This is a genomic window from Candidatus Epulonipiscium viviparus (genome assembly GCF_030708075.1).
Classification (GTDB): Bacteria; Bacillota; Clostridia; order Lachnospirales; family Cellulosilyticaceae; genus Epulonipiscioides; species Epulonipiscioides viviparus.
Window position 1 is genome coordinate 2,440,091 of sequence record NZ_CP117982.1, and the last position, 17,494, is coordinate 2,457,584.

15 protein-coding genes are annotated in these 17,494 nt (G+C 39.8%); 12 read left to right on the top strand and 3 right to left on the bottom strand.

The features are described 5' to 3' along the window. The first annotated feature begins 31 nt into the window (after window positions 1-31). Together PCY70_RS10180 and yunB are read left to right on the top strand one after the other, a co-directional pair. Complete coding sequence (locus tag PCY70_RS10180) at window positions 32-730, top strand: hypothetical protein (protein ID WP_305767269.1); 699 nt, start codon at window positions 32-34, stop codon at window positions 728-730. A gap of 47 nt (window positions 731-777) precedes the next feature. Continuing rightward, complete coding sequence (gene yunB, locus PCY70_RS10185; RefSeq protein ID WP_305768967.1) at window positions 778-1,419, top strand: sporulation protein YunB; 642 nt, start codon at window positions 778-780, stop codon at window positions 1,417-1,419. 50 nt (window positions 1,420-1,469) lie between these two features. Here the strand turns inward: yunB and PCY70_RS10190 are convergent, their stop codons facing one another. Beyond that, a complete protein-coding gene (locus tag PCY70_RS10190; RefSeq protein WP_305767270.1) occupies window positions 1,470-2,336 on the bottom strand; it encodes a delta-lactam-biosynthetic de-N-acetylase in 867 nt (288 codons plus the stop codon). Window positions 2,337-2,448: 112 nt separating this feature from the next. Here PCY70_RS10190 and PCY70_RS10195 point away from each other — a divergent pair, with 112 nt between their 5' ends. The 7 genes from PCY70_RS10195 to PCY70_RS10225 all read left to right on the top strand — a co-directional run bounded on the left by PCY70_RS10195 (window position 2,449) and on the right by PCY70_RS10225 (window position 13,062). After that, window positions 2,449-3,195 (top strand): class I SAM-dependent DNA methyltransferase, encoded by a 747-nt coding sequence (locus tag PCY70_RS10195; protein ID WP_305767271.1) that lies wholly within the window; start codon window positions 2,449-2,451, stop codon window positions 3,193-3,195. 81 nt (window positions 3,196-3,276) lie between these two features. Continuing rightward, on the top strand, window positions 3,277-4,791 hold the full coding sequence (locus PCY70_RS10200; RefSeq protein ID WP_305767272.1) for a sulfatase family protein: 1,515 nt from the start codon (window positions 3,277-3,279) through the stop codon (window positions 4,789-4,791). A gap of 19 nt (window positions 4,792-4,810) precedes the next feature. Then, window positions 4,811-6,325: a sulfatase family protein gene (locus tag PCY70_RS10205; RefSeq protein ID WP_305767273.1), complete on the top strand. Its 1,515-nt coding sequence runs from the start codon at window positions 4,811-4,813 to the stop codon at window positions 6,323-6,325. Between the two features lie 33 nt (window positions 6,326-6,358). Beyond that, entirely contained in the window at window positions 6,359-8,776 is a 2,418-nt protein-coding gene (locus tag PCY70_RS10210) for a glycoside hydrolase family 2 TIM barrel-domain containing protein (protein WP_305767274.1), read from the top strand. A 19-nt stretch (window positions 8,777-8,795) separates the two neighbouring features. Further along, window positions 8,796-10,229: a sulfatase-like hydrolase/transferase gene (locus PCY70_RS10215; RefSeq protein ID WP_305767275.1), complete on the top strand. Its 1,434-nt coding sequence runs from the start codon at window positions 8,796-8,798 to the stop codon at window positions 10,227-10,229. An 84-nt stretch (window positions 10,230-10,313) separates the two neighbouring features. Then, window positions 10,314-11,636: an MATE family efflux transporter gene (locus PCY70_RS10220; RefSeq protein WP_305767276.1), complete on the top strand. Its 1,323-nt coding sequence runs from the start codon at window positions 10,314-10,316 to the stop codon at window positions 11,634-11,636. Between the two features lie 163 nt (window positions 11,637-11,799). Then, window positions 11,800-13,062 (top strand): helix-turn-helix domain-containing protein, encoded by a 1,263-nt coding sequence (locus tag PCY70_RS10225; RefSeq protein WP_305767277.1) that lies wholly within the window; start codon window positions 11,800-11,802, stop codon window positions 13,060-13,062. A gap of 21 nt (window positions 13,063-13,083) precedes the next feature. Here PCY70_RS10225 and PCY70_RS10230 read toward each other — a convergent pair whose 3' ends face one another. Next, complete coding sequence (locus PCY70_RS10230) at window positions 13,084-13,641, bottom strand: nitroreductase family protein (RefSeq protein WP_305767278.1); 558 nt, start codon at window positions 13,639-13,641, stop codon at window positions 13,084-13,086. A gap of 90 nt (window positions 13,642-13,731) precedes the next feature. After that, the gene (locus tag PCY70_RS10235; protein WP_305767279.1) at window positions 13,732-14,313 is read right to left on the bottom strand and encodes a TetR/AcrR family transcriptional regulator; all 582 of its coding nucleotides are present in this window, start codon (window positions 14,311-14,313) and stop codon (window positions 13,732-13,734) included. A gap of 171 nt (window positions 14,314-14,484) precedes the next feature. Here PCY70_RS10235 and PCY70_RS10240 point away from each other — a divergent pair, with 171 nt between their 5' ends. The 3 genes from PCY70_RS10240 to pfkB all read left to right on the top strand — a co-directional run bounded on the left by PCY70_RS10240 (window position 14,485) and on the right by pfkB (window position 17,480). Further along, window positions 14,485-15,540: an SEL1-like repeat protein gene (locus PCY70_RS10240; RefSeq protein WP_305767280.1), complete on the top strand. Its 1,056-nt coding sequence runs from the start codon at window positions 14,485-14,487 to the stop codon at window positions 15,538-15,540. Window positions 15,541-15,617: 77 nt separating this feature from the next. Next, a complete protein-coding gene (locus tag PCY70_RS10245) occupies window positions 15,618-16,418 on the top strand; it encodes a DeoR/GlpR family DNA-binding transcription regulator (protein WP_305767281.1) in 801 nt (266 codons plus the stop codon). A 156-nt stretch (window positions 16,419-16,574) separates the two neighbouring features. Then, entirely contained in the window at window positions 16,575-17,480 is a 906-nt protein-coding gene (gene pfkB / locus PCY70_RS10250; RefSeq protein ID WP_305767282.1) for a 1-phosphofructokinase, read from the top strand. Window positions 17,481-17,494: the final 14 nt, after the last annotated feature.

Here is a 17,494-nt window from a genome sequence, read left to right on the forward strand (position 1 = left end):
AGGAGGAAACCTTATTTTTAAAAGAGGATATATGTTCAGGACACAAGTGTCATCCAAAAAAATGCATTTTAATCCACAAACGCAAAAGATATATATACCAACGATCCCTCAAGGGTCAATAAGAGATATGATGGCAACGAGGAATCAGTTCGTGCAAGATGCGATGGCACCGAGAAATCAGTTCGCGCAAGATGCGATGGCAACGAAGAATCAGTTCGCGCAAGATACGATGGCAACGAGAATCAGTTCGCGCAAGATGCGATGGCACGAGAATCAGTTCGTGCAAGATACGATGGCAACGAGAAATCAGTTCGCGCAAGATGCGATGGCACCGAGAATCAGTTCGCGCAAGATGCGATGGCACCGAGAATCAGTTCGCGCAAGATGCGATGGCAACGAGAATCAGTTCGCGCAAGATGCGATGGCAACGAAAATCAGTTCGCGCAAGATGCGATGGCACCGAGAATCAGTTCGTGCAAGATGCGATGGCACCGAGAAATCAGTTCGCGCAAGATGCGATGGCACCGAGAAATCAGTTCGTGCAAGATGCGATGGCAATGAGGAATCAGTTCGTGCAAGATGCGATGGCAATGAGAATCAGTTCGTGCAAGATGCGATGGCAACAGGGAATCGATCGATACGCGATATAGCAGCTGAAAATCGGCCAACACGCGATATAGCAACAGAAGATAGCAACGATCCCCCGCGAAAATACATAAGAGATTTATAAAAATTGATAAGAATAAACATCCCAATAGTTATAGAATACAAAGCATCATTGGTGTTGCTATTATATTTATAACTATAGCGATAATTTATATACAGCTAGACAGAGAAACGCTTCCGACGTCTATGGCAATGGCGAAGTTGCAAACCACCACGATAGCAACGCAGGCTATCAATGAAGCAATAGCTCAGACCCTTGCAACAAACCAAACTACGATAGAAGATTTGCTAGCATATGACTACAACGATGACGGAGATCAAGTTTCGTGGAATGTAAACTCAATATTAATCAATAATTTATGTGCACAAATAATAGCGAGATGCTCCGATGCGCTTCAAAACATAGGGGTGCTGCCCTTTAAGATACCGTTGGGAAATTTGACAGGAAGCAGAATCTTTGCTAATTTGGGACCAGAATTAACGATAGAAGTGTTGCCAATAGGAACTGTTACAGTAGACTATGATAACGATTTAAAGGAGACGGGGATCAACCAAGTAAATCACACGGTGTGGCTCGATGTGGTGGCCACTATTCAGATAGTGGTGCCATTATTTGAGGAAGAAGTGGTGGTAGCGAGGCGAATAATGTTAATAGACAAAGTAAGCTCCGGAGAAGTGCCGCCAAGTTATGTAAACGTTCCGAGTGATTCTATATTAGACGCACCGTTAGAATCGCCAGGATTTGACTACTAATATGTATGAGCCGCCTCCAAATTGACAGAGGAAGCAATGCTCGAGGTATCTTAAGAGTGACTTAATGTTTCTGGAATTACTATCATTGCCGCAGGGTCTGCTGAAGTAGAAGTCTCATCAACAACTACATCATCGGCGGGAACTGCGGTATTTTTTGCAGAATCAATTTGCCAGAGTGAAAAGGTATAGCCCTGATTTTTAGCGTTTTTGATTACCGAATCGAGAATGTCTGTATTAGTTTGTGAAACTGCATGTAATAAGATAACGGCTCCGTTGTGTAGATTGTCGGATATCAACTGTTGCGCTTTGATCGGGTCGGGCTGATTTCTGGTATCAAAATCGGCATATGCAAAGCTCCAGAATAGAGTAGAATAGCCTAGTTGCTGTGTTAATTCGAGAGACTTTTCTGAATAGTGACCCATTGGAGGCCTAAAAAGCTTGGTAATTTGCTTGCCAGTAATGGCGGTGTATTTGTCTTCTACATCTGTAAACTCTTTTGTAAAGGCTGCCGCATCATTGGTATTTTTTGGCATAGAGGGGTGGTTCTTGGAATGATTTGCTACCATGTGTCCCTCGGCTTCCATTCTGGTGATTAAGTCTGGGTTGGTGGTGATATATGGTGAAGTAACAAAGAAAATTGCGTGGATGTCATTGGCTTTTAGGATGTCTAGAATTTTTGATGTTTGGCCGTTTTCGTAGCCTTCGTCGAATGTTAGATATAAAACCTTTTCGTCCGTATTTCCTGTATAATATGCGTCATAATCTTCTAGTTTATATGAAAGCTTGTCGTTTATGCGCGGCGTGGCGTGTTCTTTGCTTCGAATAATCCACCAGTCAACTTTGGTGTTATCAGTTGCAAAGATTGATAAGTTAAAAAAAAGTAAGCATATGATTATAATGTAAATACTTTTTTTCATTGCAGTTCCCCTTTCGATTTTTTTTGTATTTTTTGTTGTGACTTTAGTATGCCCAAAATGTTTGCACTTATTAGCTGAATGCTGTAGAATATGTAATAAAGGAGTGAAAGCAATGGAAGCGTATCAAAATTTTGCGGCAGTATATGATGAATTTATGGAGGATGTTCAATATGATCGGTGGTATAAATTTATTGTTGATGTTATGGCGGAGAATAATGTAACGGCAGAGATAGTGTGTGACCTGGGATGTGGAACGGGCACGATGTGCGAAAAGTTTGCTGCAGATGGAGTGGAGACGATAGGCATAGACAGTTCGTTGGAAATGTTGTCTGTGGCCAGAGAGTCTGCAGAAGAGCTAAATATTTTGTATTTAAACCAAGAAATGGCAAATTTTGAGTTATATGGAACGGTAAACTTAATATATAGCACCTGCGATAGCGTAAACTATGTGTTAGAAGAGGACGAATTATTAAAGGTATTTCGGCTGGTGAATAATTATTTGGAACCCCAGGGGTTGTTTGTTTTTGATATAAGCACTAAAAATAAATATAAAAATTTGCTGGCGGATAAGACATTTGTAAATCAGGTCGATGGAGCCGCATATATATGGGAAAATTATTATGATGAGGAAGAGCAAGTGAATGAGTTTGCGGTAACATTTTTTGTGGAAGAAGATGATGGCAGATACAGAAAAACCGAAGAGTGGCATTATCAAAGAGCATATGAGGTGGAGCAAATACAAGCAATGCTAGAGACTGCGGGACTAAAGGTACTGGGAATTTTTGATGACTATACCAAGGAGCCGTATACAGACCAAACGATACGCGCAACATTTGTAGCGCAGGAAATAGAAAAATAAAATAGATAAATAAAATAGATAATGGTACTTGTATAAATTTGACAAATGGCTTATACTGAAATCGTTAAGGAGGTAGCATTTATGAATGTAATGGTAATACTTTGCGATCAGCTGAGACCAGATTTTTTATCTTGCTATGGCAATAAGCAGATCAAGACTCCAAACATAGATTCGCTCTATGAAGATGGGGTGTTATTTGAAAAGGCAATTACTGCATCACCAGTGTGTGCACCAGGGCGAGCTTGTATGATGACAGGAAGATATGTAAGTGACCATAATGTGTGGACTAATGATACTCCGTTTAGAGAAGGTGTAGAGTTTTTGCCAAAGAGAATGAAGGCTGATGGCTATATGTGTGGGGCATTTGGGAAGCTTCATCATTTTCCCGCTAAGGACAGCAAAGGGTTTGACGTAGCTTTTCAGATGGAAGAGAGTAGATTGGCAGTAGAAGACGACTACTATAAATATTTAAAGAAGCTTCACCCAGAGATTATAAATTTGTATGGACATGATGATACGGGGCACTTTGCGTATCCGCTTGAAGAATATTATGAGCATTGGATGGCAGATAGAACGATAGAGTTTATCGATGCAAACAAGGCGAAAAAATTCTTTACGTGGACATCATTTCAGGGACCTCACGGACCAATGGATGCTCCAGCAGATGATGGAGGAATTGCAGAGTGGATAGAGATAGATGACGCGCTAAATATAGATCATGTTCCCAATTGTGAAGTGGTTAAATATAGACGAGCGCGAGATGGTGTAAAATCTATGAAGCATTACCGCAAGTATCGAAGTGAATATGCTAAGATGATTCAGATAATCGATTATGAAGTGGGCAGAATTATTGCGTATTTAAAAGAGAACGGTTTGTATGAAAATACCGTGATCATGTTTTCTGCAGACCATGGCGATACTGCAGGAGATTATGGAACGATTCAAAAAGGGCCGATGCTATATAAAGCGCAGCTAGAGATACCGATGATAGTGGCCAATCATCCGGATTTGCCAAAGCGAACAAAAAGCGATATGCTAACCTCAAATATAGACATAGGGGCAACGGCGCTGGATGTGGCCGGCGATGACAAACCGCTCGGATACGCTAGAAGCATTGCAAAGATGTATAATGATGCGGACTATCAGCGAGAAGTGATTTATTCTGAATTTTGCGATAGTATGAAACTAGTATCAAACAAAGAGTATCGAATGGCATATTATCCGTTTGCAGGTGAATGTGATCTCGTAAAAATTGATAATGAGCTGATAAATTTGAGTGATGAGCCAGAGTATCAAGATTTAAAAGAGCAACTGTTAAAGGACATTATCGACTTTATGGTTGTGGCAAAGGGTGTACAAATAGAAGCTCAAGATTTGACACCAAAAGTACAAAAGGGGCTTGCTGAGAAGTGGCCGAATTATAAAAAAGAGATACCGATTGTGTTTCCTATTGGAGGTCAACGTAGCAGACAAAATTTGGTCGATGCGGGCTTGGATGGAGATTATAATGAGTTCTGCATCGAAAGAGATGATGAGATTGTTCAATTTTATGGAAAATATTGGACCGACAAAAGGCGTTTCAAAGATAAGTATTAATAGAAGAGGATGTTGCTAAATGAATGTGATGGTAATACTTTGCGATCAGCTTAGGCCAGACTATCTATCTTGCTATGGCAATGAGCAGATCAAGACTCCAAATATAGATTCGCTCTATGCGGATGGAGTACTATTTGAGAAGGCGATAACGGCATCACCAGTGTGTGCACCAGGGCGAGCTTGCATGATGACAGGCCGATACGTAAGCGATCATAACGTGTGGACAAATGATGTTGCATTTAGAGAGGGAATAGATTTTTTGCCACAACGAATGAAGGATAATGGGTATAGATGCGGAGCGTTTGGAAAGCTGCACCATTTTCCGGGAAAAGATAGCAAGGGATTTGATGTGGCTCTGCAAATGGAAGAAAGACGCTTGGCAGAAGAAGATGACTATTATAAGTATCTAAAGAAACTGCATCCAGAAATTACAGATTTGTATGGACATGACAAGTCGGGGCATTTTGCGTATCCGCTTAGCGAGTATTATGAGCATTGGATGGCAGACAAAACTATAGAGTTTATAGAAGCGAACAAGGCAAACAAATTTTTTACATGGACATCATTTCAGGGACCTCACGGACCAATGGATGCTCCAGCAGATGATGACGGGATTGCAGAGTGGATCGAGATGGAAGATGCGATCGATGTGGATAGAGATGCCCCAGCAGAAGTAGTGCAATATCGCAGAGTTAGAAATGGCGTCAAAAAGGTGCCAAATTGTAGAGCGTATCGAAGCGAGTATGCAAAGATGATACAGTTGATCGATTATGAAGTGGGAAGAATAATTTCGTATCTGAAAGAGAATAATTTGTATGAGGAGACTGTAATTATATTTTCGACAGACCACGGTGATATGGCCGGAGACTATGGGTTGTTTCAAAAGGGGCCAATGCTATATAAAGCACAGCTAGAGGTACCGATGATAGTTGCCAATCACCCGAATTTGCCAAAATTAACCAGAAGTGATATTTTAACCTCAAATATAGATATAGGAGCGACAGCTCTTGATGCTGCAGGCGATCAAAAGCCACTTGGATACTCTAGAAGCATTGTAAAGATGTATAACGATGCGGACTATGAACGCAAAGTGATCTATGCGGAGTTTTGCGATAGCATGAAATTGGTATCAACAAAAGAATATAGAATGGCATACTATCCATTTACGGGCGAGTGCGAACTAGTAAAAATTGATGAGGAAACAACAGATCTAAGCCAGCAAAAAGAGTATCAGCAGCTGAAAATTAAGTTGTTACAAGATATAATAGATTTTATGGTGCTTGCTCGAACAGTGAGAATAGAAACGCAAGATCTGACGCCAAAAGTGCAAGAGGGATTGGTGCAAAAATGGCCAAACTACAAAAATGAAATACCGATTGTGTTTCCGATTTCTAGCCAACGCAACAGACAAAATTTGATCGATGCGGGCTTAGATGGAGATTACAATGAGTTTTGTATTGCAAGAGATGATGAGATCGTACAGTTTTACGGCAAATATTGGAGCAACAAACGTAAATTTGAAGGCAAATATTAAAAATAAATGATTAAATTAATTGGAGGCAACTAAATGCGCGAAGTAAGAAGCTTAAATCAGGGTTGGAAATATTTGAAACACGATGTACACAGCAATGGCTCGCAACCAACGTTTTATAAAGTGAATTTTAATGACAATAACTGGAAAACTGTTGACGTTCCACATGATAGCAGCATTGTGTCCGAGTTTAAAGAAACGAATCCCGCAGGGCCAAGAGGTGGCTATGCAGAGACCACGTTATGCTACTACAATAAAAGATTTAACCTTTCGAAAGAAGACTTAAGCAAGAAGATTTTTGTGGAGTTTGAAGGCGTGTATATGAACTCGACAGTTTATATCAATGGCAAAGAGCTAGGAACTTATCCATTTGGATATACTACATTTAAGTATGACATTACGGATGATGTAGTAGAAGGCGAGAACAAGATTTCGGTGTTTGTGGACAATGAACTGCAGCCGGGATCTCGATGGTATAGCGGAACAGGGATTTACAGACCGGTTAATTTGTATTTGCTAGACAAGGTGCATTTTGAAAAAGAAGATTTTTTTGTGACAACGCCATTTATAACAGAAGAATGTGCCGTGGTAAACGTCGATGCCATAATTAAAAATGAGCATAAGGAAACGTCAAAATTTTTAACGTTAAAATATGAGATTAAGGATGCAAATGGAGAAGTTGTTGCAGCATATAAGCTAGATAGAGCAATTTCGTATGATTCGTTTGCAGATCTGAGTGCCAAAATCGAGGTTAAAAATCCAAAGCTGTGGTCTAATAAAACTCCGTATCTATATACTCTTGCTGCCAAGATAGTTAGTGACGAAGAAGTTTTAGATAATATATGCGTGCGATTTGGAATTAGAAGCATTGAGTTTACCCCTGATAGAGGGTTTATTATCAACGGCAAAAAGGAAATGCTAAAAGGGGTGTGCATACACCATGATAACGGGCCTCTCGGAGCTGCAGCGCATAGAGCCGCATATATCAAAAAGATAGAGATCGTTAAGGCAATGGGCGCTAATGCTATCAGAACGTCGCATAATCCAGAAGCGCCAGAATTTTTGGACCTTTGCGATGAGTATGGAATGTATGTAATGGAAGAATCGTTTGATGAATGGAGAGAAGCAAAAAGGCCGAGAGTGTTTGGCGGATTGTTCTTCCGTCAGAGGATTTTTGCTTATTCACAATACTTTGATAAGTGGGCAGAAAAAGATGTTGCGGCCATGGTTAAGCGAGATAGAAATCACGCATCGATTGTGATGTGGAGCACCGGAAACGAAATTCTGGAGCTGAAGCAATCAGAGGGCGAAAAGTTAAGCCAGATGCTATTAAATGAAGTACACAAGCATGACAAAACGAGACCTGTATTAACTGCAGGAAATGGCTTGGTTGCAATCCACAAAACGCAGAACCTAGATATTGTAGATCTGGCAGGATACAACTACGCAGAAGATTGTTATATCCCGCATCATGAGCAAAGACCAAATCGTTGTATCGTGGGGAGTGAAAATGCGTCAGCGACACCGTTCGAAAAGCGTGGAGTCTATGAGCAATTTCTAAAAGTGGATGAAGTAGACAAAACAATTGCAGATGACAATGCAGATGTGGAAGAAGCAGAAGGGTTCGTATCCGAAAAGCGCAAGATAGCAGAAACCGTAAAGTCGAATGTGCGCGCACGAGTTGCCAGAGGAGAAAATTCCATGATTAGGCACTTGGCAGACGATTTTGTAGCAGGAATGTTTATCTGGACAGGAATAGATTATTTAGGTGAGCCGTCACCAGAAATTTGGCCTTCAATTAGCTCGTATTTTGCACCAATCGACCGTGTGTATTTTCCGAAGGATTCGTTCTATTTTTATAAGAGTTTTTGGTCTGATGAAGACGTACTACACTTATTGCCGCACTGGAGTTTTGAAAATGTGGAGAAGTTGCCAGTATGGTGTTACACAAACTGCGACGAAGTAGAATTATTTGTAAATGGAAAATCTATAGGCAAGAGAACGTTAGAAAGAGATAAGCAATTGCACTTGGAGTGGGAAAATGTCGCGTTTGAAAAAGGTGAACTAAAAGCAGTGGGAACACGCAATGGCAGAACCGTGACTTCAATACTCAAGACAGCGACTGATCCAAAGACGATGAAGTTTGCAGTAGATGCCGATACGCCACCAGTAGCTGGGCAACTGTTCTATACTACCGTTTCGTTTTATGATGAAGCCGGAATATTTGTACCGCACAAAGAGCAAGAGGTGACCTTTGCCGCAGAAGGCGGAATCGAATTTGTGGTTTGCGACAATGGAGACCCAGAGTATAGCAATTTTACTGTTAACACAATAAAAACATTGGGTGGGTTAGCAAAAGCAATTTATAAGGCAAACTCCGATGGAAAAATCATAGCATCTGCAGTTATTGAAGGAAAAAAAGTTGAAGCAGTAATTGATATTGTGGTAGAATAAATTTATTGAGGAGATCACTATGAAAAAGCCAAATGTACTAATATTTTTTACCGATGATCAGCGCTTTGACACGATTGGGGCGATGGGAAATCCTGAAATTAAAACGCCTAATTTGGATAAATTTGTAAAGGAGAGCATAGCGTTTAGACAAGGGCATATTATGGGAGGAACCTGCGGGGCGGTTTGCATGCCATCGCGCGCCATGCTACAAACGGGGCGAACTGTATTTACGCTTCATGGCGAAGGCAAGAAAAATGGGGGGATGATTCCTCCAGAGCATACGACGATGCCAGAACTGTTTAGAGCGAACGGATATTTTACGCAGCATATTGGGAAGTGGCATCAAGACAAGAAATCGTTTAACCGTGCCTATATCGATGCCAATAGTATTTTTTCTTTTGGAAATAACATCCCCAAAAGAAGTGGCTGGTATGGAGCAGGTGGGCACTATGCACCAGTGTTGATGGATTATGATCCAACTGGTGAATATGTTCTAGAGCATGCATTTCAAATGGAAAAGGGCATGATTAAAAAGAAGGAAATTGACAAAAATATTCAGAACAACATGCATTCAACAGATATTTTCTGCGACACCGCATTAGAGTTTTTGGAAAATTATGATCAGGAGAAGCCGTTCTATTTGTATACAGCATTAGTGGCGCCGCATGATCCGCGCAATGCTCCAGAAAAATATGAAGAGATGTATTCGCCAGATGATGTGTCAACTCCTGAAAATTTCTTGCCGCAGCATACGTTTGATAATGGTGACCTATGGGTTCGCGATGAATTGTTGGAGTTTTTTCCGAGACGTGAATATTCGATACGCCGACATATAGCCGACTATTATTCTATGATTAGCCACATCGATGCCCGATTTGGAGATGTCATGAAAAAGTTAAAGGATAAAGGATTATATGAGAATACAATTATTATATTTGCTGGAGATAACGGGCTAGCATTGGGACAACATGGTCTGATGGGCAAACAAAGCGTATATGAGCATAGCATTAGGGTGCCGCTTATAGTAAAGCCTGCAGGAGAATTTGTGCCAAGGATGACAGATGCGTATGCGTATCTATGCGACATCTTCCCAACGCTATGCGATTTGTGTGATTTGGAAGTACCGGAATCGGTGAATGCAAAGTCTTTTGCAGATGTTGTGAATGGGGCAACGGATATGGCGAGAGAGGATTTGTTGCTGATATATCGTAATTTTCAACGAGCATATAAAAACGACCGCTTTAAGTTAATAGAGTACTTTGTGGGTGATCAACGCAATACGCAATTGTTTGATTTAGAAAAAGATCCGCATGAAATTACAAACTTGGCGGAAAGGCCAGAGTATAAAGTTATTTTAGAAGAACTGAAGAAGAAGCTTCACGAAAAGCAAGTGGAGTTTGCCGATCCTCTGGTAACATGCACTGCCGAAAAATTAGCGGAAGATATTTGGTAATATTTGTTAAAACTGCCTGCGTTATAGTAGGCAGTCTTCTTATGAAAGCATAACATACATAAAAATTAGGAGTGAATATTGACTATGATCAAGGAAAATATTTTTAAGCTATGGTTACGATTTGTTATCCCATCAATTGTAGGTGTCGTGTTAAATACAATTTATACGATGGTAGATGGAATATTTGTTGGCAGAGGCGCTGGGGAGACGGCATTAGCAGCGCTGAATCTGGCATGGCCTGCCATAACGATAATATTGGGAACAGGAGCTATGTTTGGAACAGGGGCAACGATACTGATTGCGAAAAAAATGGGTTCAGGAGAAAAGGATGATGCGGAGCGAGTTTTTGCTGTTACAATTAAGTATACATTGATTTTGGGAATAGTATTTATGATTTTGGGAGTCGCATTGGCAAACCCGATAACTAAAATGTTGGGAGCAACTGCAGATACATTTGATTTTACAAGAGATTATTTTGTGGTAATATATTTGATGTCGATACCATATTTATTTTCCAATTCGCTAAATCAGTTGGTAAGAGCAGATGGTAATCCCAACTTGTCTATGATAATGGTTGGAGTTGGCGCATTACTGAATGTGGTTTTAGACTGGCTTTTGGTGGTTGAATTACAGATGGGGACAGCTGGCGCCGCATTGGCAACAGGGTGCGGTGTAATATTATCAACAATTATAGGGTTATACTATTTTACGTATGGCAAATCAAACCTTAAATTGAGAAGAAAGTACTTTAAGCTGGATGCTGCGATATTGCGTTCGACCTGCAAAATTGGGGTTGCATCATTCTTTATGCAATTTTCGATTGGTCTACTAATATTGATTCAAAATCGCATAATTTATAAAACTGGTACCACGGTTGATATTGCAATATTTAGTATTTCGGGATATACATTTTCGCTATATGCGCAAATAGCGATAGGAATTGTTCAGGGAATTCAGCCGGTAATGGCGTTTCATTATGGTGCCCATGCTCTCAAACGTCAGCACCAGCTGTTGGCAATCACTCTTGCGGTAACGCTCTCGATAAGCATGTTGTATTTGTTGTTCTTAATATTTTATGGCAAAGAGTTTGTGTCGCTATATAATTTAGATGAGGCTGTAATAGAGACTGCGTATAGGAGAATTCTGATATTTTGCATGGGAACGCCGGCTGTTGGAGTGATTCAAACGATGGCATCATATTATCAAGCGGTTAATCGCAGCACCTATGCTAGTATTATATCGATGGGTAGAGGAATTGTGTTGCAAGTATTGTTTACGATCACATTACCACTGTTTTTAGGAGTGGATGGAATATTTGTGGGGCAGGCGGCATCGGATATATGCTCGCTGTTTATAGTAGGGGCATTGATAATACATTCGAGAAAAGCTAAACCAGCGGTAGCATAAAAGTAATATTATAAAGAAGTAAGTAGTGGAGTTTTGAGTGCTCCACTTTTTTTGTTAAGTTAAATTTTTTTTATGGACATTTTGTAGTACAATATATGAAGTAGTATGATAGACTACAAATGTTAGAGATGATATTTATGTATGTTTTTGAGAGGAGATTGCTATGTTAAATATAGATAAAGAGATTGATTTAGACAAATTAGATTTTGCGGCAAAGACATTTTTTTATACTACAAAGCTTCCGATTGCTTTTTTAAACCACATAGGAGAAACTCTATTTTTTAGAGGAGTGCGTGCCAAACCTACACCTTTTTGTAGACTGGTTGCAGATTGTCTAAAAGCAGATTGCCCTTGTTGTGAAATTCATTTAAGTGCAGGTAGACAAGCATATCAATTGGGTGAACCATATATTTTTATGTGCCCATTAGGCCTAACTCATATTGCAATGGCGATTGTTATAGAAGGCGTATTTAAGGGATTCTTTCTTTCGGGAGGGTTTATAATGACGCCTCTTGAAGAGTTTCAATTTATGGACGCGTTAGAAAGGTATAATATAGAGAAGACGCAGTATGAACAGTTTGAGGAGTACGCCAGGCAGTTGTCGATAATTCCGCCAAGTTTGACACGTTATTTTGCCAATGCTATTGAATGTATTACTGCATCTGTTATGCTTAGCAATACGTATGATTTGAAAGAGAGAAATGAGCGTGCGCTGCAACAGAGAAAAATTAGTGAAACTTTGCAGGAGAAAAAGTATCTTCATAATGCAGATTATTCGTATCCATTTGAAAAAGAGAAAAAATTGGTAGAAGCTGTAAAAAGTGGACAAACGGCAGATGCGGCAGCAATACTAAACGATTTGCTAGGACATGTACTACTCAGCAATGCCAATGATCTAAATATAATTAAGGCGCGAGTGTTAGAGCTTTGTACTATTATTTCGCGGGTAGCGTTGGAGTCGACAAAACGTATAGAAAATACGTTATCACTGAATGCTGTATTTTTGAATGAGCTGATGGAATCGAAAAGTTTGGAAGATTTGGCTTTTGCCTTGCATAAGGTTATTAAAGAGTTTACCGATGAAATATTAGAGCTAAATAATACGGCTTTATTTGTGCCTATAAGAAAGGTGATAAATTATATTAACACATATTATGCGGAAGAAATTTCGTTGCATAAGGTTGCAAAATTAGTGCATCTAACGCCCTCATACTTTTCGACAGTGTTTAAAAAAGAGACAGGTTATTCGTTTACGCAGTATCTAAATAAAGTGAGGATAGAGCATGGCAAATTGTTGCTTATGGATACATCGATGACAGTTTTGGAAGTTGCAATAGAAGTGGGATTTGATACGGATACATACTTTTGTACCGTATTTAAAAAGGTAGTGGGAGTGACACCAAATCAGTTTCGAAAGTCTATGTAGGGGGGGATAGCCCCCCTTTTTTTAATAGTAGCGAACAAGTTCTGAAACTTCTTTTCTAGGCGGTGCTTTTGGAGTCTCAGTTGGGTAGCCAAAAGTGACAACAGTGGCAACAGTTTCTTCTTCTGGAAGAGACAAAACTTGCTTGATATTAGCATCATCGATAACACCCATAATACATGTGCCGATGCCATGCTCATGTGCAGAAAGGCAAAATGTTTGCGTTGCGATACCAGCATCGAAAACTTCCCATGCAGATCCTTTGCTAGTTACATATCCATCGTCTCCAAATCCCATCTCTTTGGCTTTTTCTGGCTCAAATGCACCGCTTTTACCTTTAACAAAGCTGATTACGGCAACATTTTTGGCATGTTTAAGCACTTTCATATTGTATACAAAGCCGTTTACGCATTTATCTGCTAGGGCTTTAATAAGCTCTGGGTCAGTGACTATGTTGTATCGAGCAATTTGAGTGTTACCCCAAGAAGGAGCAAAACGGCAATCTTCGATAATCGCTTCTACAACGCCCTTATCAACAATTTTATCTTCATATCTTCGAACACTACGTCTTTCTTTAATCATTGGACAATCTCCCTTTCTGAAAGTGGTTGTAGCAATAGTGTTTCCCAAAAGTAGAATATTTAGTCAAAATTTTCTATACTTTGGATAAAATTATTTTCTGATAGCATCAAAAAATAGAGTAGCGTCATCTTGAATTAAATTCGATATGCTATAGCTCCCTTCATTGAGACACCACTCGTATAAGGCTCCCCTAAGCCATCGCAATAAAGAAGAAGTTAAAGAAGGAGCGGTTCTAGAGGAATGAAAATCTCCTTGATCTAGCCCTTGCTGAAAATGTTTATAAATTTCGGTATATAAGTATCGGGAAGTGCTTAAAAGGTATTTGTTGTTAATGGCAAGTTGAGTGATGAGAAGTTGACTTAAAAAGCTGGCACTGTTTTTTTCATAAATAAAAGCCATCTGCTGTAAAATAGACTTAATTTTTTGCTCTGGAGTGAGGTCGGTTAAATCGTATTGCTGATCGGCTAATAGCATATCGCACTGCTCAAAGGTTTTGATAATGATATCCTCCTTGGAATTAAAATAATGGTAAAATGTACCAATAGAGATGTCGGCAGCATCGCAAATAGTCTTAATTTTAATATCTTTAAAGTCCTCCTGTTGAAATAGATCAATAGCGCATTGAATAATCTTGTGTTTGGTGTTATAAGCTTGTAATTGACGAGAAGTCATTTGGTTACCTCCGTTAATAATAGGTTAAGTGGTTTTACAATTAGTGTGAGATAAAATGTTCTCATTTATTCTAAAAATGAGCAAAAACTAGGTGGAGACAAGCACAAATTTTAATAGATTGGAATACAATACGAATGACTAATAAATATAGCAAAAATAAGGAGGCGTCATATGACTTTTCAAAGGGTTGGATCATTGCAAGATAGAGTAGAATCCATCAAGAAGGTAACGAATACCGCAAATGTTGATCTCAAACTATTAAGATTAGCGGAGCAAGGAGATATCAATGCTAAATATGCATTAGGGAAAGAGTTTATAGCAAATGAAAAAGCCGCGGCAGCGTTTGATTTATTTTTGAAGGCAGCAAAACAAGGACATGTGCCATCTCAATACGAGTTGGGAAAATGTTATATATATGGAATAGGAACAGTGCAAAATTATGAGCAAGGAACAGTTTGGTTGAGCCGAGCTGCAAATTGGCAAGACGTCGTGGGATATACTTTGATGAATAGAATAATTGATGAAACTCGACAAGCAGTTGCAAGTGCGCGAACTGAGCTAGGGAACTGCTATTATAATGGTGCGGGAGTGGTTCAGTCGTATCAGAAAGCAAAAACAATGTACGAGATGGCAGCAAAGCAAGGAGATGCGCAGGCAGTAAACAACCTGGGATGGTGTTACCAAAAAGGACATGGGGTCGAAAAGGATATAAATCATGCAATGGATCTTTATATAGAAGCGGCACGCAGAGGATGTTATGATGCCTTAAATAATCTAGGAACTGGATTTCGGGAGGGAGTATTTGAAAAACCCAACTTGCAAAAAGAGCGTGAATTATATAGAGTATCGGTGGATCAGGGATATATTGAAGCAAAGAGGGGTTCAGAACAACTGTACCAGAATAATGATAGAATAAAAGCATCCGACGAATGGGCAATTGAACTATATGAAGCGGCAGCAACTCGCGGATACGCACCAGCTCAAAACAACTTAGGGTATTGCTATAGAGATGGCGTAGGCACAATGCAAAATTTAAGCAGAGCGTACAGTTGCTATTTACAAGCGGCAAACCAAGGCGATCCAGAAGGTATATACAACGTTGGCTGGTGTTACAGAAACGGTTATGGCGTAGAGCAGAATCTAGGCATGGCGCTACAATACTTTGCAAAGGCAGCAGACAAGGGACACGAAGAAGCAAAACGGATTGTAAGAAGGTTAACAAAGTAAGCGAATAAATATGTGAGCTGCATTGATATAATAAGTTGATGCAGCAACTTTTATGCAGATTAAAAAGAGGACAAGCGTTGCCAAATTATACAAAAAGTATTACAATAGATAAAAAAAAAGAGGGTGACAATATGATTACAGAGGAGAGATATAAAAAAATATTGCAATTGGTAAATGCAACAGGAACTGTCGCAATAGCAGATTTGATAATAGAGCTAGGAGCTTCGGAATCGACAGTGCGGCGTGATTTAGTGAATTTGGATAATCAAAATTTACTCAAAAAATGTTATGGAGGTGCTGTGGCAATAAACTCGACTGCATTTGAAAAAGACGCGATGCGAAATGCAAGAAAGGAGATAAATCTAGCAGCGAAGACGGCGTTGGCAGCAAAGGCGGCATCGTTAATAAATGATGGGGACATGGTCTATATAGATGCAGGGACGACGACAGAATTGATCTCGCAATTTATCCAGGCAAAAAATGTTACGGTGGTAACGAACGGTTTAAATCATATAAAAACATTGCTAAACAGAGATATAGACGTGATCATCGTTGGGGGAAAAGTGAAACCAATAACAGAAGCGATAGTGGGCGCAAAAGTCGTAGATGAGTTGGAGAGATATCATTTTAATGTAGGTTTTTTTGGGGCCAATGGGGTGAGTACAAAAATGGGATACGTAACGCCAGAGGTAGAGGAGGCGCAAGTTAAGCGAAAGGCATTGGGTAACTGTGCAACAGCATATGTAGTTGCAGATGAAAGTAAGTTGTCTAAGTATAGTTTTGTGAGCTTTGCGAATTTGGCAGACGCAGTGCTAATAACCAATGCGAAGGAGATAGAAGATATAGCAAAACAGACTAATGTAATATATGTGGGATAAGCCAACTGTCAGCCTAGTGTATTGTTAAGAAGTGATAAAATTGGTGTCAGAAATATGTTAAAAATAACGAAATGAATGATTTTGAACGATTTTGATTGACAATGACTGGGTTTTACAGTAAAATAAAAATAGATAAATTGATGAGGAGGAAATAAGATGATTAATACGATTACTTTTAATCCGTCGGTAGATTATATGGTGGATCTATCTCAACTCGAAATCGGAGAAATCAATCGATCTTCAGCAGAATACATATTGCCAGGAGGAAAAGGTATTAATGTATCCATTATACTTAACAGGCTGGGTGTAACAAACAAGGCCCTGGGATTTGTTGCAGGCTTTACGGGCGACTATATCGAGCAGGCAACGTTTAAAGAAGGTGTTATTGCAGATTTCATAAAGTTGAAGGAAGGCTTTTCGAGAATTAATGTAAAGATAACTGATGCGACATCGGAGACTGGAGTAAATGGCAGTGGCGCGGCTATTTCATCCGAAGATTTGTTGCATCTAAATCAGAAAATAGCAACTCTGACGGCAGACGACATCTTGGTTTTGGCAGGCGCGATTCCAGCATCATTGCCAGATGCGACATACAGAGATATGATGGAAGCGCTACAAAATTCGGGAACCAAAATAGTGGTAGATGCAACGAAGGATCTGCTAATGAACGTGTTGGAGTATAGGCCTTTTCTGATTAAGCCAAATCACATTGAACTTGCGGAGTTGTTTGATGAAACTATAAAAACGAAAGACGATGCGATTGAGTATGCCAGAAAGTTGAGAGATCTGGGGGCTAGGAATGTGTTGGTTTCTATGGCCGATGAGGGAGCTGTTCTACTAACTGAGGATGACGAGGTGTTTACACATTCTGGAATTGCAGGAAAGATGGTCAGTAGCGTGGGTGCTGGCGACTCGATGGTTGCAGGATTTATTGCAGGCTATGTGAAGGAGCATTCGTATGAGGAGGCGTTTAAGATGGGCATTGCTGCGGGGACGGCAACTGCGTTCTCAGATGGGTTGGCAACTAAGGCCGAAATAGATAATATTTATAGACAATTATAAGTTGTATGGAGGGG

Coding starts and splice junctions, on each gene's coding strand:
- PCY70_RS10200 (WP_305767272.1), top strand. CDS start 3,277: ATGAATGTAATGGTAATACTTTGCGATCAGCTGAGACCAGATTTTTTA.
- pfkB (WP_305767282.1), top strand. CDS start 16,575: ATGATTAATACGATTACTTTTAATCCGTCGGTAGATTATATGGTGGAT.
- PCY70_RS10195 (WP_305767271.1), top strand. CDS start 2,449: ATGGAAGCGTATCAAAATTTTGCGGCAGTATATGATGAATTTATGGAG.
- PCY70_RS10220 (WP_305767276.1), top strand. CDS start 10,314: ATGATCAAGGAAAATATTTTTAAGCTATGGTTACGATTTGTTATCCCA.
- PCY70_RS10190 (WP_305767270.1), bottom strand. CDS start 2,336: ATGAAAAAAAGTATTTACATTATAATCATATGCTTACTTTTTTTTAAC.
- PCY70_RS10215 (WP_305767275.1), top strand. CDS start 8,796: ATGAAAAAGCCAAATGTACTAATATTTTTTACCGATGATCAGCGCTTT.
- PCY70_RS10235 (WP_305767279.1), bottom strand. CDS start 14,313: ATGACTTCTCGTCAATTACAAGCTTATAACACCAAACACAAGATTATT.
- PCY70_RS10240 (WP_305767280.1), top strand. CDS start 14,485: ATGACTTTTCAAAGGGTTGGATCATTGCAAGATAGAGTAGAATCCATC.
- PCY70_RS10210 (WP_305767274.1), top strand. CDS start 6,359: ATGCGCGAAGTAAGAAGCTTAAATCAGGGTTGGAAATATTTGAAACAC.
- PCY70_RS10225 (WP_305767277.1), top strand. CDS start 11,800: ATGTTAAATATAGATAAAGAGATTGATTTAGACAAATTAGATTTTGCG.
- PCY70_RS10230 (WP_305767278.1), bottom strand. CDS start 13,641: ATGATTAAAGAAAGACGTAGTGTTCGAAGATATGAAGATAAAATTGTT.
- PCY70_RS10205 (WP_305767273.1), top strand. CDS start 4,811: ATGAATGTGATGGTAATACTTTGCGATCAGCTTAGGCCAGACTATCTA.
- PCY70_RS10180 (WP_305767269.1), top strand. CDS start 32: ATGTTCAGGACACAAGTGTCATCCAAAAAAATGCATTTTAATCCACAA.